Source organism: Microseira sp. BLCC-F43 (genome assembly GCF_041929235.1).
Classification (GTDB): domain Bacteria; phylum Cyanobacteriota; class Cyanobacteriia; order Cyanobacteriales; family Aerosakkonemataceae; genus Microseira.
Genome location: NZ_JBHFNP010000009.1, coordinates 1 through 22,171 on the forward strand (window position 1 = coordinate 1; position 22,171 = coordinate 22,171).

Annotated in this window: 16 protein-coding genes; 5 read left to right on the forward strand and 11 right to left on the reverse strand. The window is 45.7% G+C overall.

The features are described 5' to 3' along the window. Positions 1–228 precede the first annotated feature (228 nt). Positions 229–555, reverse strand: a complete 327-nt coding sequence (locus ACE1CM_RS01345) for a hypothetical protein (RefSeq protein ID WP_374875608.1) — start codon at positions 553–555, stop codon at positions 229–231. Between the two features lie 189 nt (positions 556–744). Here ACE1CM_RS01345 and ACE1CM_RS01350 point away from each other — a divergent pair, with 189 nt between their 5' ends. The 3 genes from ACE1CM_RS01350 to ACE1CM_RS01360 are packed head-to-tail and all read left to right on the forward strand — an operon-like array spanning position 745 to position 3,575. Then, positions 745–1,641, forward strand: coding sequence for a branched-chain amino acid ABC transporter permease (locus ACE1CM_RS01350; protein WP_374875609.1), 897 nt, complete (start codon positions 745–747; stop codon positions 1,639–1,641). Then, positions 1,631–2,749 (forward strand): ABC transporter ATP-binding protein, encoded by a 1,119-nt coding sequence (locus tag ACE1CM_RS01355; RefSeq protein WP_374875610.1) that lies wholly within the window; start codon positions 1,631–1,633, stop codon positions 2,747–2,749. The genes ACE1CM_RS01350 and ACE1CM_RS01355 overlap by 11 nt, the downstream gene beginning before the upstream one ends. Before the next feature lie 4 nt (positions 2,750–2,753). Continuing rightward, positions 2,754–3,575 carry a hypothetical protein gene (locus ACE1CM_RS01360; protein WP_374875611.1) on the forward strand — a complete coding sequence of 274 codons (822 nt, stop codon included), beginning with the start codon at positions 2,754–2,756 and terminating at the stop codon, positions 3,573–3,575. 69 nt (positions 3,576–3,644) lie between these two features. On the opposite strand, the gene ACE1CM_RS01365 is transcribed toward ACE1CM_RS01360, so the two are convergent. The 4 genes from ACE1CM_RS01365 to ACE1CM_RS01380 form a co-directional block, all read right to left on the reverse strand. Next, positions 3,645–3,800 carry a hypothetical protein gene (locus ACE1CM_RS01365; protein WP_374875612.1) on the reverse strand — a complete coding sequence of 52 codons (156 nt, stop codon included), beginning with the start codon at positions 3,798–3,800 and terminating at the stop codon, positions 3,645–3,647. A gap of 577 nt (positions 3,801–4,377) precedes the next feature. Next, positions 4,378–7,332 (reverse strand): UPF0182 family protein, encoded by a 2,955-nt coding sequence (locus tag ACE1CM_RS01370; protein WP_374875613.1) that lies wholly within the window; start codon positions 7,330–7,332, stop codon positions 4,378–4,380. Positions 7,333–7,357: 25 nt separating this feature from the next. Continuing rightward, positions 7,358–8,764, reverse strand: a complete 1,407-nt coding sequence (locus ACE1CM_RS01375) for an AAA-like domain-containing protein (protein WP_374875614.1) — start codon at positions 8,762–8,764, stop codon at positions 7,358–7,360. A 186-nt stretch (positions 8,765–8,950) separates the two neighbouring features. Then, the gene (locus ACE1CM_RS01380) at positions 8,951–9,988 is read right to left on the reverse strand and encodes a calcium-binding protein (RefSeq protein ID WP_374875615.1); all 1,038 of its coding nucleotides are present in this window, start codon (positions 9,986–9,988) and stop codon (positions 8,951–8,953) included. 668 nt (positions 9,989–10,656) lie between these two features. Here ACE1CM_RS01380 and ACE1CM_RS01385 point away from each other — a divergent pair. Both ACE1CM_RS01385 and ACE1CM_RS01390 read left to right on the forward strand, forming a co-directional pair. Next, positions 10,657–14,598, forward strand: coding sequence for an AAA-like domain-containing protein (locus ACE1CM_RS01385; RefSeq protein WP_374875616.1), 3,942 nt, complete (start codon positions 10,657–10,659; stop codon positions 14,596–14,598). A gap of 158 nt (positions 14,599–14,756) precedes the next feature. After that, the gene (locus ACE1CM_RS01390) at positions 14,757–14,981 is read left to right on the forward strand and encodes a hypothetical protein (RefSeq protein WP_374875617.1); all 225 of its coding nucleotides are present in this window, start codon (positions 14,757–14,759) and stop codon (positions 14,979–14,981) included. Positions 14,982–15,120: 139 nt separating this feature from the next. Here the strand turns inward: ACE1CM_RS01390 and ACE1CM_RS01395 are convergent, their stop codons facing one another. From ACE1CM_RS01395 to ACE1CM_RS01420, 6 genes are all read right to left on the reverse strand, one after another. Then, complete coding sequence (locus ACE1CM_RS01395; RefSeq protein WP_374875618.1) at positions 15,121–15,585, reverse strand: DUF2127 domain-containing protein; 465 nt, start codon at positions 15,583–15,585, stop codon at positions 15,121–15,123. A 95-nt stretch (positions 15,586–15,680) separates the two neighbouring features. After that, a complete protein-coding gene (locus tag ACE1CM_RS01400) occupies positions 15,681–16,976 on the reverse strand; it encodes a glutamyl-tRNA reductase (protein WP_374875619.1) in 1,296 nt (431 codons plus the stop codon). 112 nt (positions 16,977–17,088) lie between these two features. Then, the gene (gene glpX / locus ACE1CM_RS01405) at positions 17,089–18,126 is read right to left on the reverse strand and encodes a class II fructose-bisphosphatase (RefSeq protein WP_374875622.1); all 1,038 of its coding nucleotides are present in this window, start codon (positions 18,124–18,126) and stop codon (positions 17,089–17,091) included. Between the two features lie 107 nt (positions 18,127–18,233). Then, positions 18,234–19,046, reverse strand: a complete 813-nt coding sequence (locus ACE1CM_RS01410) for a calcium-binding protein (RefSeq protein ID WP_374875620.1) — start codon at positions 19,044–19,046, stop codon at positions 18,234–18,236. A gap of 137 nt (positions 19,047–19,183) precedes the next feature. Beyond that, positions 19,184–19,438: a hypothetical protein gene (locus ACE1CM_RS01415; RefSeq protein ID WP_374875621.1), complete on the reverse strand. Its 255-nt coding sequence runs from the start codon at positions 19,436–19,438 to the stop codon at positions 19,184–19,186. Between the two features lie 119 nt (positions 19,439–19,557). After that, complete coding sequence (locus ACE1CM_RS01420; protein WP_374875623.1) at positions 19,558–21,675, reverse strand: filamentous hemagglutinin N-terminal domain-containing protein; 2,118 nt, start codon at positions 21,673–21,675, stop codon at positions 19,558–19,560. Positions 21,676–22,171: the final 496 nt, after the last annotated feature.

Genomic DNA, 22,171 nt, shown 5'->3' on the forward strand with positions numbered 1-22,171 from the left:
TTTCTCTGGCGTTTCTGACAAGAGATTATCAGATGATCGCAGCACAAGTCAATCAAAGATGGCGAATAAATTCGCTCGTGTCCTCTTTCCGCCCCGCTTTAAAAAGACGGGGCTACCAGAGTCCCGGATTATTTAGGTGTATTCCTGGCATTCCGATGAGAACATAAAATAGCAATTCGGCAGATGACCGAACTGCCTAATACTTGAGAGTTATAAGGTTAAAGGAATTTACAGGGAACGGTATACCCGCAAGGCTTCTTCGTATAGCATGGTATCACCTGGCTGCACGGCTTCCTTGGCTTCGCGGATCGCTCTGAGCATGTAAAGGTCGTAGTATAGACTTTGCATCACCTTCCAGGCTTTTTCTACGTCTTCCTCTGGGCAGGATTCTTCTATATATTCAAAGATTTGGTCGTTTAATCGGCGTAATCTGCGTCTGGTAAAGTCCATAACCAAAAATCGATAGTTGTTGTCGATACTGCGCGTTCGCGCAGCGTCTCCTTTGGAGAATCGCTCCGCTACAGTAAAATGCTTTAGCGTAGCTTTGGCTACCATCCTACTTGCCCTCTAAACTGTTTGGGGCAGTTAATGCGGATTGCAGCCTTTGATGGTACACATTTGTTTGTATAGCGGCAGCATTAATGCTGCCGCTATACAAACAAAGCCTACTGGCTGTACTTCACTCATAGTGCAATCCGCTGTAATGCGATCGCAAGTTCTGCCATTTTATCCCCGAAACTCTGTATGGTTGGCTATCTGGTCTTTTTGGCGATTTCTACGGCGATATTTGCCCTTTTCTGTTTGGGACTAAACTTACAGTGGGGCTTTACGGGTCTGATTAACTTCGGACATGTCGCCTTTATGACGGTTGGCGCTTATACTACGGTACTGTTAAGTTTGCAGGGCGTTCCCCTGATCTTGGCGACTTTGGTGGGTATGGCTTTAGCAGCGTTGCTGGGATTGTTGATGGGAATATCGACGCTGCGACTGCGGGAAGATTACCTGGCAATTGTCACGATTGGCGTCTCGGAAGTGATTCGCCTAGTAGTCAACAATCAGGATTTGCCCATCGGTAAGGAATGGAAGTCTGGAGTGTTTGGCGTGCAAAGCTTCCCGTTGCCCCTAGGAGGCTCCAAACCTGCGTTAATGGTACTGGCTTTGTTGGTGTTGTTTCTAGTGTTCTGGCTGTTAGAACGGTTCGTGCGATCGCCTTGGGGTAGAATCCTCAAAGCCATCCGCGAAGATGAGGAAATTCCCAAAGCTTTGGGTAAAAATGTGTTTTGGTACAAGTTGCAAGCTTTAATGTTAGGGGGAGCGATCGCTGGTTTGGCTGGTGCGTTCTACGCTTGGCAGTTAACCACGGTTTATCCGAATAATTTTGAGCCGCTTGTGACTTTCGACGCCTGGACTATAGTCGTTTTGGGCGGCGCAGGTAACAATATAGGTACGATCCTGGGTACGATCATCTATTGGGCTTACGATGCGGTGACTCGCTTTGTTTTACCTCAAATCATACCTTTAGATGCTTCGCGGTTAGGCGCTTTTCGGATTATGGTAATTGGCTTGATTTTAATCCTACTGATGCGCTGGCGTCCCCAAGGTATCTTGGGCAAAAAGGAGGAATTGACCCTTGGCAAATAAGCAGCCCGATCCAAATAATGATATTCCTTTCAATACGCCCCAAAATATCGACGATATCCTCAACGATATAGAAGATTTGTCACCAGAGCCACAAAAGCAGTCCGAGGATATTCCGCTTACCGTGTCCCAGGCGGATGTGGAAGATATTCTGGCAGAAATTGAAGATATACCCGCCTCGCACTCGCCAGGGGAGATTCCTTTTACCGTGTCTTCAGATGTGGAAGATATTCTGGCAGAAATTGAAGATATACCAACAGGGGAATCGGTATCGCCGCCAGGGATTCCTTTAACAGTGTCCCCAAGAGATACCAATCTCTTAGAAGACGGCAAAACTCAACCACGACGCCTAGATGTTCCTTTACTCGCAGCTAGCGGTTTGTATAAAAGTTTTGGTGGAATTAAAGCAGTAGATGGAGCGGAAATTCAAGTAGCAAAAGGTAGTATTACTGGATTAATTGGCCCTAACGGTGCTGGTAAAACTACCCTATTTAATTTACTGTCTAATTTTATTCGCCCAGATCGGGGGCGCGTGATTTTTGATGGCGAACCGATTCAACAATTACAACCCCATCAAATTGCCCAAATGGGAATGGTTCGCACGTTTCAAGTGGCGCGGGTGCTTTCCCGACTTTCGGTGATGGAAAATATGCTATTAGCCGCCCAAAAACAAACGGGTGAAAATTTCTGGAATGTCTGGTTTAAAACACCGCAAATCAAAACTGAAGAAAGACAGTTGCGGTCAGAAGCAATGGCGATTCTAGAATCAGTTGGACTGGCGCAAAAGGCGAATGATTATGCGGGGTCTTTGTCGGGAGGACAGCGGAAGCTATTAGAAATGGGACGCGCTTTGATGACTCATCCGCAGTTAATATTATTGGATGAACCGGCGGCGGGAGTCAATCCGACGCTGATTAAACAAATATGCGATCGCATCGTAAATTGGAATCGCGAAGGCATGACCTTTCTGATTATCGAACATAACATGGATGTGATTATGTCATTATGCGATCGCGTTTGGGTTCTCGCCGAAGGAAAAAATCTCGCCTCCGGCAGTCCCGCCGAAATTCAAACTAACCCGAAAGTTCTGGAAGCTTATTTAGGACAGTAATATTTTGACTCAATTTGCCGAATTGATTGTCACCTGTTGTAAACTGAGCGAATTAGAACTTCGTTCTTATATAAAAGAAGTTCTGGCGTCGCGTAATTTCTCGATCCAAGAGGATCGATATCTCTCCCAAAGATCTGGAGAATTTTCCAGTATCCATAATCTTTTAGCCATTCGAGGAAATCCAAAAGTATGCCTAGTTAGTCATACCGATGTCTGCCGAGATCATCAGAAATTGCAGGGAATACCTCCCAAGGGAACAACACCGGATTATATAGTAAATCCCGCGATTAAAAACCTGATGCATTTCGACAATTTAGTTGCTGTAATTCAGGATGAAAGTTGTTTAGCGCAAGTCGGCGGGGATGATAGAGTAGGGGTAGCGAACGCATTATGGTTAGCAGTAACAACTGACTCGCCATTGGGTATTCTTTTGACCACAGATGAAGAAATTGGATTGGTTTCAGCTAAGCAAGTGGATTTCCCAGAACTAATCGATTTTGAATTACTCGTTCAAATCGATCGAGGAAATCAACCACATCAAGAAATTGTTACCGAAATTTTTGAAACCCAAATTTGTCAGGAATTTTTGGCTAAATCTCTAGTCGATTTATCGATTAAAAAGGGTAAGCCAAGACAAGAAGTCGTTGGACGCGGAACAGATGTATTTGCGATAAAATCTAATGGAAGATGTAAAAATGCCATCAATTTAACTTGTGGATATCACAACAGCTTCGGCTCCAATCCTGCTGAATATATTGTACTTCATGAGGCAGAAGAAACAATGGAGTATGTAAAGGATATTATTGAATTTATGCAGAACAAATAAAGTTACATGTAGGGTGCGTTTCAGCGGTGTACGGCACCATCTCCACTGGTATCGCTGCGTAAATCCAGATTAAGATTCCTTCGTAAAATACGGTGCAATTTCTTGGCGTACTTTGGCAGCAATTGTTGCTGCTTCTTCATCAGCTACCCATTTATTTAAACCTAGTTGATTCAATATTTTTATCATTCGCAGGTAAATCAGCAGTTTGAGATTTCCTATACTCACATCTTGCGCCTGGCATGGGCGAGACGGGCAGGATGCCCATCCCACAAGAAAAACCAGCCTCTTGTGGGGTGGGCGTCCCGCCCGCCCAGTCTATTGGTGCAAGATGTGAGTATAGGCATATCCCTGGTGCGAGGGATGGCGTGAAAGTGAATGTGCTTGACTTCTTCGCCCCAGGAACAAACGTGAATCTTATCTGGTTTAATTACCTTTGAGAGTGCTAAACAGGTGCTTTGGATTATACCGCCTAATGCGCGGGATTCTTCTGGTGTAAGTTAGGCTAAGTGTTCGCAATGCCGCTTCAGCTTGATAATTAGGTAGCCTCGCACTAACACTCTTCTGAGAGAATGTTCTAAAACCCAATAATTGTCTTGATAAATTATATGATGTCCGCCTAATTACCCTTAATAAAAATATCGACCCGTCACCGTGTCACCGTTCTCCCTTGTCATTCCTAACTATGGGTGAAGAACCGGACATGATATTACTCCTCCAGAAGCTTGCAATTTTCCAGACATTGTGCTGCAAGCAAGGCATTTATCTATTAGCATGATTCAGGTTTCATCCGATCAATCTTAAATTAGGAACTAGCTTCTTCTACCGAGCGAATAATAGCAGGTGCTGGTGGTTTTTGAGGCTGGAAAATTACTTGAAGTGCTTGTTCTAAAGTTTCTGCCATGACAATTCTATTTTCGTAGGCAACAATAACTCTGACTAATGTAGGCAGGCTATTTTGTTCTGCTTCTAGATATAATGGTTCGACGTAGAGGAGCGATCGCTCGATCGGAATCACCAAAAGATTGCCCTGAATTGCGCGCGATCCGCGTCTATTCCATAAAGAAATTTGCTGAGAAATAACCGGATCTTGGTTAATTCTGGCTTCAATTTGTTCGGGGCCAAAAACCAGTTCTTGCTTAGGAAATTGGTAGAGTAAAAGCTTGCCGTAGTTCTCGCCATCCGACCGCGCCGCCAACCAACCAATTAAATTATTGCGCTGGGTGGGAGTAAAAGGAAGCAGCAAAATAAACTCTTCTGACGCCGCCGTCGGCAGTTTCATAATCAGATAATATGGTTGCACTGGCTGCTGTTCGCTGCCATAAACTTCTTGAGGAATTCGCCACTGATCTTCCCGGTTATAAAAGACCTGCGGGTCGGTCATGTGGTAAGTTAAAAAGCGCTCGGATTGGGTACTGTAAAAATCTTCTGCATACCGGATATGACTGCGAAGCGTGACCGGCATTTTGCTCAAGGGTTGGAACAATTCCGGAAAGATAGTTTGCCAGGTTTTAATCAGTGGGTCGTTGGGATCGGCGACGAAGAAGAAAATCGAGCCATTATAGGCATCAATTACGACTTTGACCGAGTTGCGGATGTAGTTAAATTCATAGTTACCTGGGTCGGAATAAGGGTAGCGATCGCTCGTGGTATAAGCATCGATCACCCAGTATAGGTAATTGGTAATTGGTAATTGGTCATCGGTAGTTATTCTGTCTCTTCTGGTTGCGATTCCCTCGGCATCAGCGACTACAAGGTAGGGGTCGTTATCGTAGCGTAAAAAGGGAGCGATCGCTCGCACTCGTTCGTTAATATTGCGGCGAAATAGTAACTTGGTTTCGGGGGTAAAGTTGCGCGTCAAAACCATTTGCCAATCTTTCAAATACTGGGCAAATAGCAACCGCTGCCACCAATTGCTAATTTTAATTCCGCCTAAACCATCGTAGGTGTTGTAAACGTTATCCTCGCCACTGGGATAATCGAATTCTTGCACTTTAGTGGGAGCCATAACGTAGGTATTGGTAATTTCCCCGTAATAAATGCGAGGACGACTAATAGGAATGCTGGCACGAATGCTGGCGCTAGAAGTCTGCAAAGCACCACCGTTACCCGTAGCAGTAGGGCCGCTAATATTCTTAACAAAGTAATCTGGTAAACCCCCAGGTGCGACAGTATTAACAGGACTCATAGTAAAGCCGTAACCGTGGGTATAAACTAAGTGTTCGTTGACCCAGGTTTGAGCTTGGGAGGGTACGGCAGTGTAATCTAATTCCCGTGCTGCTAAAATTACCTGTCGCTTTTCCGTTGCCTGTTCTAATTTCAGCGTGTAGCGGTCAATATCGGCGTTAGGAAACTCGTAGTAAAGGCGAATTTGCTGTAACTGGCGATTAGTTTGTAGAAGCGGACGAGTATCCCAAAGGCGAATATTGCCGATGGTGAGCGAATTTGCTGTGATAGCATCGTAATTAAGTTGATCGTCAGGCTCGAAGGTTTCAACGTCAATATCTTCCAAACCAAATGCCTGACGGGTGAGGGCAATGCTGCGCTCAATGTAAGGGCGTTCCCGTGCTAGTTCGTTGGGTTGAACAACTAGGCGCTGTACTAGGGCGGGAATTAAATAGGAACCAGTTAAAAGGAAAAAAAATGTAGTCAAAAAAATCGGAGCAATTTTAATACTTTCTGCCTTCTTGGTTGGCAACCAAAACACAGTTTTCCACAACAGGAAAGCAGCGATCGCCAGCGACACCAAAGACAGTGTCGTGTAAGTTGGCAACTGTGCCGTCACGTCGGTATAAGAAGCGCCGTAGGTAACCCCGCGAGTCGAATACAGCAGTTCATAGCGTTGCAGCCAATAACTGAAAGCTACGCTCAGCATAAAGCCACCGCCCAATCCATTCAAGTGGCGTTGCTGCACTAAAGAAAAGCCAGGAAAACTGCCCTGACTCAAACTATCTCCCGACAGCAGATAAATCAGGGCAACTGCAATTAACCCATATAAAAATAATCCCAACAGCCAGAATTCCAACAGTTGCAAAATCGGCAAGTTGAAGACATAAAAGCTGATATCCCGGTTAAATAGTGGTTCGGTGCGGTTAAACGCGGTGGGATGGAAATATGGCAAAATCTTATCCCAGTGTGCCGAAACGATCGCACCAAAACTTAAACTGAGCGCTATTGCGATCGCTTTGAGGCAAAATTGGCCTAACCAAAGGATAGCGATCGCCACTCCCACCACTAAACCCAATTGCCAAATTTGCAATTCTGGTACGAACAATTGCCCAATCGAAGTAGGATCGAAGCGTGGCGGTAATGGCGGCGATATCAAAGGTTTCTTCAGATCCGGATGCCAAAAGCTGAAGACAACCTGACCGTAGTGCAGCAGCATTAATGCTACCAGCAACATCAGTCCCAGCACGATGGGCAGCAACCAACGCAGTCTAAGTCCAGATTCCTTCAGTAAATAATTTTCCCTCCTCTGCCCACCTGCCCAAGAGCCCCTCTGCTCCTCTGCTACTCTGCCCAAATCCGTGGGATACTTGAGTCGGTGCGCCAGATCGAGGTTACACAGGAGAAACGCTGCTGTGATGCCGAATGCGATCGCCCACAACCCCAGTTGGGTTTTTATCCGGGTGAGGAATACTGGCAAATCTCCGACTTCTTGAAACCACAGAATTTCCGTCACCAGGTAGGAAACAAAGTCAAACCCCAACCACAGTCCCAAAAGCAGCACCACCAGTCGAAAAATACGTTTAACAACCATAATTTATCTACCTAGAGGGCTATTTTTAGCTACACAGGATTTGATCGCCAAAATACTGTCGATACAGATTACAAGTCAAGCTGACGCAATTGCCGCCCAAACTGACTAAACCCATGCTGTTAAGCTTAAAAGCTTGCACTTGATCGATGGCAACGGGAGTGGTGGAATTCAACACTTGCTCAAAAGCAGCACTTAGTTTGGGGTACTGTTGCAATGTCCAAAGATAGCGGTGGAGATGATCGCGATAAATCCCCGCATCAGTATGGGCAGTTTCTAGCAATTGTTCCAAACTATCTGGTTGTTGCGCCCAATGATAGAGCAAAAGGCGAACCAGGTAGGGATGTCCGCCAAGCAATTGCATTAAATCGTTTAGTTGTTCGGTGGACAGATGCAAACCATGCACTTCTATTAGATCCTGAACTTGTTGTGGGGTAAAGGGCGCTAAATTAATTTCTAGCCCTACATTAAATGGAGATTGATTAATCGGTAAAGCAACGTAATTTTCAGTATATTGTACCATGACTAGACGCAGTTTGCCCCAGCTTGGCTCAGCTTTTGTGTACTCGTGCCAAGTGCGTAGCATGGTGAGAAATTCTTGAGCGACGCTGGGATAGTCAAACAGTTCGCTCACTTCCTCTAAAGCTAGTACAAGAGGTGTTTCTGTGGCTTCGAGTAAATAACCTTCCATGTAGAGGGTACAACTCATTTTGCTGCCGATATCTTCATCCCAATAGTCATCTAGCTTAGGACTCATATTGAGTTGCCGCGATATATTGGCACAAACCCACCGTAAGAGACTGTTTAGATTATTAAGTGTCGATTTTTCAGCTTGTTGAAAGTTCAGCGTTACAGTTTGAATTTCATTCTCTTTTGCCTGGGCTAAAATCCGCTTCATTAATGAATTATTTCCCATTTGTCGAGGGGCTTTAATCCGGATATCGCCTGGTTTGAGTGCGTTTGCATAACAGTTTGGTTCGTGAGGAGTGCGGATAACGTAGAAAGGCGAACCTAACGGTACGCTGTCGGTTGGATACTCTAGTTCGATCGCAGTTTTAGCCGAAGAAACCTCTCTTGTTGCTGGAGATTTGCTGCTATCCTCTTGGGCATTTAACTGTTGGGTAAGGATAACTTTGAGATTTGATTTGGTAACTTTTTGCCCTAAAGCGTTCGATATCAATTGCCAAAGTTTAGGGCCAACGACCTGCTGGAGATATTTGTCAGAATAGTTATACTCAGCCGCGATCTGGCTGTAGGTTTTTTGATTGCCTTCCCAAGCTGCGCGCAGAATCAATTTTTGCAAATCGGTGAGCGGTTCGCCGCTATGCTTATATACGGCTTCCTCAATGAAGGCTAGGACATTCTCCAAGCTTTGCATATCCGTGTTGGCGATCGACAGTGGTTCGGTTTCGCACTCCCACAATGTTTGTAACATAATCTACCGCTTCGCGATCGCAAAGCAGTATGCTACCGCATCCTTCGCTCCCCAGGGTTGAACAAGCGATCGCCTGGTAAAAAAACGTAACAATCTGCCAAGCAAGACGATCGCCAATTCCCCAAAACACAAAACTCCCTAACGGTTTTCCGCTAGGGAGTTTCGAGGTAAGATTCAGCCAGCCGCTCAGATAAACTGAACGTTGCTAGTGTTGAAGCTGGTAACGCCTTCGAGCGTCGCTACAACGTTGCCAGCAAAAGAAAGTTGACTTGTAGAGGAATTAAAACTCAGACTAGCGCGAAGAGTATCAGCCGAAGACGAAGAATTAGTATCGATCTGGATGATATCTTTTTGTGAGGCGTTGAAATCTTTAATCACATCGATTCCTGATGTGTTTTGCCACCCCATATTGATGACAGGCATTTTAAACCAGCCAATTGTCTTCCATGTTGTAATATACGAACCGTATTCAGCCGAAAATTGAAAAGTATCGGCTCCTCCCCCTCCTGTCACAGTGTCGTTGCCACTGCCTCCTGTGAGCTTGTCAGCACCAGCGCCTCCGCTTAAATTATCGGCACCATTGCCGCCGATGAGAGTATCATTGCCATCCCAACCGACGAGGACATCCTTACCGTCGCCGCCAGACATCTGAGCGTTGTAGCCTAAGTTGATCAGAACATCGTTGCCAGCGTCGCCATTGAGGGTGCTGGTTGCGGTGCTGATGCTAACCAGAACATCATTTCCACTCCCTCCTTCTAGGGTGCTGCTTGCGGTGCTGAGGTTGGCTAAAACATCGTCGCCATCACCGCCTTTAAGAGTGCTGCTTGCCGAACTAGCATTTAATAAAAGATCGTTGCCAGCATTGCCAGTTAAGCTGCCAGTAATATCATCTATATTAACGATCAAATCATTGCCAGTGCTGCCAGTAAGGTTGCTATTACCTTGATTAATATTGTAGGAAAAACTTCCATTATAGGTTGAGAGCAGACTGGTTAAAACAGAAGTAACGTTTGATTGTGAAAAAATATTTTCAAAATTTGAGATAGTTGTGCTGCTAACGCCTACTTGTTCAAGATATTCAAGTAATTCGTCATAATTATTGCTAGTTAAATTGTTTAAAACGGTTTCAGGAGCGACAGCAATAGCGTAACTATATAAACCAAATATACCGTTGACCTTAACCAAGTCATTGACCAAGTTTTGAATAGCTGTTGTGTTAGTCATGGGAGCCTCTGTTGCTGTTGTTTGAGCCGTTAACTTATTTATTTTCTCAGTTTGGCTAATACAACCCGGCATTGAGAAACCCTAAAATCTCATAAATCTCATATGCTCAAACTCATAAATCTCATATCTGCTCTGGTTTAAGAGAAACTGCGTCAGCCATTTTAAAAGATAGTATGAATTCCAGTAATATCTTATAAATAAATGGCTAAGCTAGCCGGAAAAACTGGTTAATTAGTTGTAGTTAATTAGTTGTAGGTTGGGTTTCGTCCCTCAACCCAACCTACGAATGATTGGATCTGCTCGCTGGAAAAGCGCGATCGCTTGGTAAAAAAACCAGGACTTAAGCTTGGGCGACCTATCACCTTTGTTTCTTGGTGCGAACGCGAGTGCGGAAGGGAGGGATATCTATGGTTCCAAAGCGACGATTTTTCATAGAAACCCAGTTTCTTTGGGTAAGTCCTGAAAACCTAACAATCTGCCAAGCAGGACGATCGCCTATCCGCCAAAACACAAAACCCGCGCTCGCACAACCGATAGCGGGTTACCAAACAGGATTGAGCAACTCAATTAGATAAACTGACTACTTAAACGGAAGTGATATCATACATATTTAGCAATGCAGACGATCGCAGGTAAAATACTAATGCGATCGCAATCACAGCCGCATCATGCTTTACCAAGTTGGGGGTAGCCTCACAACTGACGCTCCAAGCTATATCGCTAGGCAAGCCGATACAGAGCTTTATACCGCCCTCAAACGGGGAGAATTTTGCTACGTACTCAATGCCCGACAGATGGGCAAATCTTCATTACTGGTACACACTCGCCATCGTCTAGAGGCAGCAGGCTATCGCTGTGCGGTGCTGGATATCACCAATATTGGCAGCGAAAACATTACGCCGCTGCAATGGTATAAGGGTATCGCCCTCGACCTATTGCGAAGCTTTGGACTGCTGGGAAAGTTTAACTTTAAAACTTGGTGGAATGACGCAGAAGATATTTCTCTGTTACAACGGCTGAGTCGATTTATTAGCGATGTGCTTTTACCGAAGTTTCCTCAAGAAAAACTGGTTATTTTTATCGATGAAATAGATAGCATTCTCAGCTTACCTTTTGCCGTCGATGACTTTTTTGCACTAATTAGATATTGTTACAATCAGCGAGCCGTTGCTCCGGAATATCGGCGGATTAGTTTTGCCTTGTTTGGCGTGGCAACTCCGTCTGATTTTATCCGCGATCGCAAACGCACTCCGTTCAACATCGGCACTGCCATCGAGCTAAATGGCTTCACCCTCAGCGAAGCTCAAACTTTGGCACCAGGATTCAAGCTGCAAACTGGCGACGTGCAAGCGGTGCTGCAAGCAATCCTCAAGTGGACGAACGGACAACCTTTTTTAACCCAAAAACTTTGTCAACTAGCTAGAGATTCCAGCCAAGATACAGTCAGCGACACTCTGAGAATTCCTCCCGGCAACGAAGCCTATTGGGTGGAAACCATTGTCAGAAAAAGAATCCTGAAAGAATGGGAAGCCCAAGACGAACCAGAACATTTGCGGACGATTCGCAACCGCATTCTCAACAATCAAGATAGTGCTGGCAGGTTGCTAGGAATTTATCAACAAATTTTACAGGGAGAACAGATTCCCGCCGATGACAGTCGCGAACAGATAGAACTGTTACTATCAGGACTGGCTGTAAAAGAAAACGGCTATTTGCAGGTAAAAAACCAAATTTATGCCGAAATCTTTAACCTGCAATGGGTCGAGCAACAACTGAAAATGTTGCGTCCTTATTCCCAGTCCCTTGATGCTTGGATTGTATCCGAACGAAAAGATGAGTCGCGACTGTTGCGCGGACAAGCGCTGCGGGATGCACAACAATGGTCTCAGGGAAAAAGATTAAGCGATTTGGATTATCAGTTTTTAGCTGCTTCTGTAGAAAGCGATCGCATCGCCGTGCAACAATCCTTAGAAGCCGCCCGGATTAAAGCTGTAGAAGCTCAACTCGTGCAGGAAAAACACAACGCTCAATTGCAAAAGCGGTTTTCCATCGCCATCGGCGCAGCTTTGGTAGTTACATTAGGTCTGGGAATTGCCACCTTATGGCAGTATCGCCAAGCCAGAATCAGCGAACGTCAGGCCAAAATTAGCGCCATCAAAGCACTCGTATCTTCATCCGAAGGAAACTTTGATTCCCATCGCCAACTGGAGGCGATCGTTGATGCCATTAAGGCAAAACAACAAGTTCAAAACCTCAATCATGTAGACACCGCACTCCAAGAACAGGTGCAGGACGTACTTCAACGGACGATCTACGGCATTGAAGAATTAAATCGCTGGTCTGTAGGGACGGCGATTAAAGATATGGCGATCGCTCCCGATGGTAAACTGATTGCTGCTGCCGGAATCGATGGCAGAATTAAACTCTGGCAACAAGAAGGCAAGTTTGTCAGAGAACTGTCAGTCGATGGTAAAAGTCCAGCGCATACAGCCCCAGCTAATGCAGTCAGTTTCAGTCCAGATGGACAACGCATTTTATCTGCTTCTGCCGATCGCACGATTCAAATATGGCATATTAATGGCAACAAATTGCTGAAAATACTGAACTCAGATCAAACCGAAGTCGTAGAAGCCAAGTTCAGTCCAAATGGTCAGTTATTTGCTTCGGTTGGTGAAGAACAAACGGTAAAACTTTGGCGCAGTGACGGCACTTTAATAACAACCTTATCCGCAAAAGGGCTAACAGTTGCATTTAGTCTTGACAGTCAGTTTGTTGCTACAGCTGCGATTGGTAAATCTATTCATCTATGGCGAACAGATGGGAGATTAGTTAGAATCTTTCCTCCTGTGATGCGAGCTGTTCAAAAACTTGTTTTCAGCCCAGATGGGAAAAAAATTGCTCACACTGATATGCAATCGGTTGCGATCTGGCGACTCGACGGTAGGAAACTTCAAACCTATACTCTACCGAATACAAGAATCTCAGCGATCGCATTCAGTCCAGATGGACAGTCACTTGCCACCGCCGGACAGGATGCCACAATTCGACTTCTAGCAAGCGTCTGGGAAGGCAATACAGATACAACTCCTCCACCTGAAGAACAAGGTTTAGGAAACTTACCTCCAGTCCGACGTCCGAGAAGCGATCGCAGAAATTTAGAAGATTTTCCTCCCAGACCTCCCAGAGGCGATCGCAGAAATTTAGAAGATTTTCCTCCCAGATTCCCGAGAGGCGATCGCGGCAATTTAGAAGATTTCCCTCCACTCCCACCTTTTAGACCCGATAAAAGAAGTAAACCTAGACCCGACTTTTCACCAGATGCAGAAACTGCGATCGCAAAAGAGCCTCTAAATTATTCTCCCCCTTCCCTCGCAGGGAAGGGGGCTGGGGGGTTAGGTCTTTCTCCAAAGACTGGGAAAAAACCGGAAAATCAACCCGATCGCACGGGTCAAGGAAGCCTATTATTAGCAACCCTGTTAGGACATAAGGGCAACATAACGGCAATTGCTTTTAACTCACAAGGAAACTTGCTTACCTCTGCATCTGAAGACGGTACAATCCGAGTCTGGAAACTGCAAAATCCGCTGATCAACTCGTTAATAGCCGACGCTGGTGGAGTGCGGCAAGTAGCAGTCAGTCCTAATCAAGATCGCATCATTTCTGTCGGACTTAAAAGAGTAATCAACCTTTGGCAACGGAATGCAGCCGGACAATTTAGCCATCGCCCTGCTCGAACTTTTATTGCCCACGAACTACCAATTTACGACGTAACTTTCAGTCCCGACGGGCGGTTTTTTGCCACGGCTTCCCGCGATGGTACGGCGATTTTCTGGAAATCTGATGGTACGCGCTTGCAAACGTTAGAGGTGAATCCCAAAGTTGGAAGTGGAGAGCGACCTTACGTTAGTAGTATTGCTTTCAGTTCAGATGGTAAGTGGTTTGTAACAGCATCATCCAACAATCTAATTAAACTCTGGCAGCGCGAACAAACAGGTTTGATTCCAGATCGCAACCCAAGCAGAGTTTTGGTTGGTCATCAAGCATCGGTCAAGGCAGTCGCATTTAGCCCCGATAGCAAATTCATCGTATCGGGAGGGTTAGATAACAACCTCAAAATTTGGGATACAAATGGCAAATTGTTGAAAGAGATCGCCGCTAATCAAGCCCCTATTAATAGCATTGCCTTTAGTCCCAAAGAAAACCTGTTCTCCTCTGCTTCGGAAGACAACACGGTTAAACTTTGGCGAACAGATGGGAATGCGATCGCCACGCTTAAAGGACACCAAGCCGCTGTATTAGATGTCAATTTTAGTGCTGATGGACAGTATATTGTATCCACCTCAATGGATGGTACAATCAAAATCTGGAACAGCAACGGTTCGCTAGTTAAAACCCTAAAACGCCATAATTCTGCTGTCAGAACCGCCGCATTTATTCAGAATGGAAAAATGCTGATATCTGCGAGTGACGATCAAGCATTGCTGCTATGGAACCTAGACCAGATTTTGCAACTCGATGAAATGACTTATGCCTGCAACTGGGTACGAGATTATTTGCAGATTGCTTCTGAAAAAGAAGGAAATTACCGCGTTTGTCCAGGTAAATTGTGAAATATGACCCAGAAACCCGGTTTTTTTGAAAAAACCGGGTTTCTTAAAAATGCGCTATAACAAGAGAGTGCATGGGTTGGATTGTAGGATATCTCATTGCTGCCGTCCAATCTCTCTGATGCTTTCCCATTGACCTTGAACGTAAGCTATTAGAAATCATGGGGCAGTACTACAAATTTGTCAATACCACCAAGAAGTCAGAATCAACAATTCCACTTCCTTTCAACTTTAATATGCCTTGGGCTAAAAGTTTAGAAAATTATTCAAGGCAAGAATTGCGAGAAAAATTTGACTTTGTAATTCAAAACAACAGTTGGGATAAAGATGATGCGATCGTTGCTATAGGTGACTATGGAACCATTTTGTACTATCCAGAAGATTGACACTTGAACGATACTCTATGATTGCTCCTCCTAAGGAATTCATCAAGGAATTCAGAGAAGGAGATTACCTGATGAGGAAATTATGCAACGCAGCGTTGCACGATTTCCTCGCTCGGTGAACCAGACACTAAAATATATATTATTGTTTGGTTTTTTTGAAATCAAACAGCAAATACAAGAAAATCGCCAAATTCACCACAAACACAATTAACTTTATCGGCGATATTCCTTTGATTAATTCCCAAACTTCTAAAGGCAAACTAATTCCAACTAACGCAATCACTAACAAGCTCGCCCATTTTTTCTCATACCACAAACCAACCGCTTCAATTGCCGTTACAACCGCATAAACTCCGGCAAAAATTCCACTAAACTGTAGAGATTTTGGGTTTAAACTTAAAAATTTGCTTAATATAAATCTAATAATTTCTCGCTTTCCTTCTAATACATATTGATTGGCAAATTCATCAATACTTTGATAATTTTGAATGGCTAATAATAACGCTACCGAAGCGATCGCAAGCAGTCCAGCTATCAAACTTTTATAAATGACAATAGCAACTAAACCACGCGGACGCTTATGTCTCTGATTTCTTTGAGTCATATGTCAAAGGGAATTGCAAATTTTAGAATGCAGATTGCAGATTTAATTCACATCTAAAATCTGCATTCTACAATCTGCAATTCTCGATTAATCAGCTAACCAAATTGCTCGCCGGTAGACTCTGCTTCGAGGTTAAACAGCATTTCCAAAGTTTGCATCGCTTTGCGTCGCGCTTCGATATCCTGCTGCGCGCGTAATTGTACCATCGGGTCGTGGAGAATTTTATTGATAATACCCCGCGTCAGGTTTTCAATTACGCCTTGATGCCGTTCGGAAAATTCCGTACCCAGACGAGATAAAGCTTTTTCTAACTCTTGGGCGCGGATAGTTTCCATTTTATTTCGCAAGCAGTTGATCGTTTCGACAGTATCGAGACTGCGCCACCAGCTATCAAAAGCTTCGACTTCTTCTTCTAACAATACTGCGGCTTCTTGCGCCATTTGTCGCCGACTTTCTTGATTTTGAGCTACTACAGCTTTTAAGTCATCGACATTAAATGCTTTGACATTAGCCAATCCGTTGACATCCCCATCTACGTTGCGGGGTACGGAAATATCAAATAACATCAAAGAGCAACTGGCTGATAATACCGCTTCCAATTTGGCGCGATTTAACAGGGGTTCCGTTGAAGAAGTACTCGTAAAAACAATATTAGCTGCGGCAACAACTGGCATCATTTCTGATAGCGGTTGCAGTTGTATTTGTGCTTCTGGAAATTGATTTGCTAATTCTTGCGCTCGCTGCATCGAACGATTCACAATCGCAATCTGAGTTGCGCCTTTCGCCAACAAATGTTGCACTAGCAGGCGCGACATTTTACCCGCGCCCAAAATTGCCACTTTACAGGCGGCTAAGTTGTCTGCTTTCATTTGGGCTAATTCTACCGCCGCCGAACTGATAGACACAGCACCCGTCCCGATGCTGGTTTCGGTGCGGACTCGCTTGCCAGCGGTCAGCGCTTGTTTAAATAATCGGTTGAGAATTGACCCAATTCCCTTGTATTGTTGGCCTAATTTATGAGTATTTTTTACTTGAGCCAGAATTTGCCCTTCGCCTAACACTAAACTATCCAAACCTGCTGCAACGCGCATCAAGTGCATGACCGCGTCTTGGTGGAGAAGGATAAACAGGTGTTTCCGCAGGTGAGGAACGGGTATTTTGCTATGTTCGGAAAGAAATTGGGTTACTTCCCGGACGCCCGGTTCTGTTTCCTTAGCGACGATGTAAATTTCTAGACGGTTACAGGTGCTGAGGATGGCGACTTCTTCGATGTGGGGGTAACTGAGGAGGTGAGCGATCGCGCCTTCCACCTGGGGTTCTGGAATGCTGAGTTTTTCCCGAACTTCTACGGTTGCGGTTTTATGGCTAAGTCCTACGACTGCAATATTCATTTTCTAAATAGGTAATTGGTAATTGGTAATTGGTAATTTCAAATTGCCGATTGCAGATTTCAGATTAAATTAATTTAAATCTAAAATCTGCAATCTGAAATCTAAAATTTCCCTAGCGCAATTGGATGTATTCCAGCTTGTCGTACATGTGAATTGTGTCCACGAACCGAGCTGTGCGCGATTGACTGGAAATTACCAGGCTTTGAGTCCGAGCGCCGTTGTGGAAGAACTGCACCCCTTGCATCAGTGTACCTGGGGTAATACCGCAGGCAGCAAACAGAACAGTTTCGCCAGAAGCGAGTTCTTCGGCGTTGTAGACGCGATCGCCGTCAGTAATTCCCATTTCCTTCAGCCGTGCCAGGTTACCTTCTTTGTTTTCGCCAATCAAACCTGTTTTGACGACTTCGGGATCGTAGATCAGCTGACCTTGGAAGTGTCCACCCAAGCAGCGCATTGCTGCGGCGGAAATCACGCCTTCGGGTGCTGCACCAATTCCCATCAAGCAGTGAATGCCCGACCCAGCAAAAGCACAGCAAATCGCCGCAGAAACGTCGCCGTCGCTGATCAGCCGCACTCTGGCTCCCGCGTCGCGAATTTCCTGAATCAGTTCTTTGTGACGGGGGCGATCCATTACGACTACCACCAATTCCTCAACGCTGCGGTGCATGCAATCGGAGAGGATTCTCAGGTTTTCGGTAGCGGATTTATTGATATCGACGTGACCCCGCGCCACGGGTGGTGCTGCCAACTTTTTCATGTAAAAGTCGGGTGCAGCAAACAACCCGCCTTTTTCCGAAATTGCCAACACCGCCATCGAACCATTTTGACCGTAGGCGACCAAGTTAGTGCCTTCGCAAGGGTCAACGGCAATGTCAATCTCAACCAGTTCGTCGGGGTTGCAGAATGCTTTGGCATCTTCGCGGGTGCAGATCCCCACTTCTTCGCCGATGTAGAGCATGGGGGCTTCATCCCGTTCCCCTTCACCGATAACGATACGACCCCGCATGTGAATTTTGTTCATGCGTTCCCGCATCGCTTCCACAGCCACGTGATCGGCGGTGTTTTTTTCGCCTTTCCCCATCCAGCGAGCAGATGCGATCGCTGCCTGCTCTACTACTTCAATAATTTCTAAACCGATGCTACTCTCGATCACGGTGTCCGTCCTTCCAGCTGCTTGATTTTCCGAAGTTTGGTGTGGCCTTACCAGTTTTAAAGTCTATCAGAATGGGGATCTCCACTTGAAGGGGTTCCGATAAGTTAAAAATCTACCGCAGTGAAACGACCGCTGAGGTCGGCGGGTGTGGTATTAATCGCAAAACCCAGAAACGCAGAGCCGTTAATGCCAATTGAAGTACCGCTAATCAGACCATCGCCGTTGGGATCGAGGTCTACACCTGTGATGGAAATATATGCCTGTCTAATAGCTGCGGGGTTGAGACCCATATTCACCAATTCTGCACTGCCGAGAGCGTCAGCGATGGGGACATCCGCCGATCTAAGCAAGATATTGGCCTCAGTGATGCCGCCGGTTAAACCAATGCGATCGCCAAACTTATCAAAATCCAAGATCAAATCCGCACTATTGGGATCTTGCAAAACCGTATCGGTTCTGAGGACAAAAATATCGCTACCCCCACCGCCAATCAAGAAATCCAGGCCAAAATCCCCAATCAGAATGTCATTACCACCAGGGCCAACTTTCCCCGTACCATCGGGCATAGAGTCCCCAAACAACAGATCTGAACCTTTACCCCCGCGAACGAGATCGTCTCCTGTTCCCCCCAAAACCAGGTCGTCGCCCATATTCCCGTTGAGGTTGTCGTTCCCTTCCTCCCCAAACACCCCATCAGAATCTTTCCCGCCATACAGGGTGTCCCCGCCGCCGCCACCGTAGACGAAGTCCTCACCCATGTTGCCATTCATAATTTCGCTGTCTGAAGAGCCTCGGATTGTATCGTTGCCCTCTAAAGCCACCAATCCAATTGGCAACCCCACCAGCAATCCTGGAGTCACCTGAAAATTATCATTCCCCGAAGTCAGGCTGTAAAAACCTTCTGGGTTGAGTGCCATTTTTTTATACCTACCTGATTTGAAACCTTCCCCTACATGCCGGGTCAGCCAGCCAAACAAGGTGGGGAGTTGGTACAGTAGCAACAAGCACAACCTGGCCTTTCTCGTTAATTACCCAGCCAGTAGCTTCCACTATCCTAGTGCTTCGATCCCCGGAAGGGTCGCGCTCCCCATCTCCCCTTCTCCCCGTCTGGTGCGTCTTCTTCTTCAGAGCGTCCCCGCGTTTCACCATCGAGTGTAACTAAATCTACCAGTACCGTTTCGCCCCCCATCGATTCGTTGGGACTCGGTGGAATGCCGCCCCGTCCGGTGACGACGAAGCTACTGCCTTTTCGTGCTGGTAAACAGCGGTCAACAATCAGCCCGGTAACATCGACGACATTAGCTGCCAATTCCACTAATCCAGAACTGGGGTCAACATCAGGTGTGTTGATAGTAATATTACCAGCCGCAATCTTTCCAGTAGCAGTAATATCGCTTTCTGAGGTAAGTGCATCGCGGGGTTGCGTACTTAAAAAAAATGAGTATCGATATTGACATTACCGCCGACAAATTCCTCAGAGTTAGCACTGATGTCGCTATTTTCCAAAGCAGCGAGTACACCGACATCGAGGGTGATATTGCCGCCGACGATATCGCTACCTGTGGCATTGGTGGTAATGAAGCTGCGATTGCGGAGGATGAGGGATGGCGATCGCACGGTAATATTCCCTTTACCCGCCACCGTCTCAGCACCGATCGCTGCTTGGTTGAGACCCACGGAATCAGCTTTGATCTGTATATCGCCTGCCGCACCCTGTCCGAAACTGTTGGCATTCAGAACCGCACGATTTGTAACTGAGAGTAACCCAGTTTCAATCTCAATCAAACCGCCTTTTCCGATGGCTGTTGGTGCTGCTACTGAGCTGAAAATACCACTGAATTCTCCATTGCTCCCCACTCCATCAAAAGAGACAGTATCGGTAGCAATAATCCTCACATTTCCGGCATCTCCTTTTCCCAGAGTACCGACAAGTAATTGAGCGCCGTTAGTAACAGCAAGCGACTTAGTTGTAATGCTGATTTCGCCTCCCTTTCCCACAGCTTTGTCACCGACGGTACTAAAGATACCGCTAGAACCTCCATCAATCCCCACCCCATCAAGAGAAACGGTTTCGGTAGCAGTAATCGTGATATTTCCTGCATTTCCTTCCCCATTTGTTCTCGCTGTTAAAACGCCACCATTGGTGAGGGAAAGCGACCTCGTTGTGATGTCAATGCTACCACCCTTACCTACGGCTTCTGTTTCCACCGTGGCGAAAGCTGCACTGGGGCGTTTATTGCTACTCACTCCATCAAAGAAGACGCTATCGGTAGCAGTAATCCTCAAATTTCCGGCATTCCCTTGTCCGCGACTCAGGGATTGTAATTGAGCGCCACACGTGACAGAAAGCGACCTTGTTGTGATGTTGATATCGCCAGTGTTGCCTTTTGCTCCCCGTTCCACCGTGCTGATGACTATAGTAGAGAATCCATTGCTATCTACCCCATCTAAAGCAACCCTATCAGTGGCAATAATGCTGATATTTCCCCCATTTCCCAGTCCCAAGGTGCTGGTGGACAGTGCAGCGCCATTCTTAACAGAAAGTGACCTCGTTCTAATGTTAATGTCACCCCCCTTAGTTTGAGCTATACCTACCGTGCCTATAAGATTGGCAATAGCGCCAGAGGAAATCGTTACTTGCTCTGTGGCATTAATCTCAATATTTCCCGCAACAGCGCCAGATGGAGCCAAACTTAGAGCTATCCTAGCCAAAAGCGTACTTGCTTCAGACATTGCCAAATTCCGAGCATTAATGGCAATATCCCCACCTGCCGTAGAATCAACACGAACACGAGCTATATTGTTAAGAAATACATCCGTTCGCGCCACCCCTTCAGGGAAATTCAAGCGCAGAATTTTGCCATCAATACTAATTACAATTATGCCTGCTGCTGCCAATCCTCCTAACTCAACTCGACCACCCGGTGCTTGCAAAATTCCACCTTCTAATCGCACATCGCCGCCGACCATTGCTAGGGTATTTCCCAATTGTACTTGCCTGCCGGATACAAAATTATCCCTATTGGTTACCCTGGCTTGATTCACAATACTTCCTGCTACTTTGCCATATTGTAAGCCAATGGGTACGCTGATAGTTAACAACGGTGTTGCTTGAGGAGTCTTAGCGCTGAAAAAACTCCCATCTGCCAAGACAATACTGTTTGCCGTACTTGCAAAAAACGAGCCACCAATATTTAGCCTCGCATTAGGAACAAAAATAATTACATTTGGATTTATCGGGAATAAATTAGCATTCCCATTCGCTCGAATTAAGCCATCAATATTAGAAATAGCTCCAACTGTCACCCGGATGAAAATATTCTGAATATCGAGAGCATTGTTGAAAAAAGCGGTGCCACCCGTCGGGACAGAAAACTCTTGAAAGCTGTGAAATAAATTGCTACCTGCGCTTGTTCCTCCCTCAATAATACGGGTGTTCCCTGCTTGCGTAATTGTGGAATTGACAGGTAAGGTTGCATCCGGGATAATTTGTGCTGCCGTTGGTTCGGAGGCGAATAGATATAGCAGTTTGTGACTTGGTGGAATACAGCCCGACGTAGCGGACTTAACTTATGCAAAATAAAGTGTATTCTACCAAGTTGCAAACCGCTATAAAATAGAGCGATCCCGTTAAGCAGGCAGAGTTGGAAAAGACATCCTTTCATGAACGGAGAGGATTGACGAGAGGATTTGGTGCGAGATCGATCTTAATTCAGAATCGGCAGAGATCGCTCTCCCTTTACTCCTGTTCATCATCTGGCAACTTTTCCATTTCTGCGGCAATTAGCGTCTGAAAATCCTCTCCACAGTGAACATTTAGATGGATAGCAGCAGCCAGCAACTGGGCCAAAATTTCTGCCTGCTGTCTGGCACTCAGATGGGGTAACAGAAGCTGGTGAATTAATGCTTGTAAGTAGGTACAAGTAAATAAAGTGAAAATAGTTATGCAAGTGTGGGGCGGGGGGCCGACCCCCCCCCCCCCCCAAAAAAATAAAAATTGGGGTGGGGGGGGGGGGGGGGCGCAAAGTTGTAATATTTATTT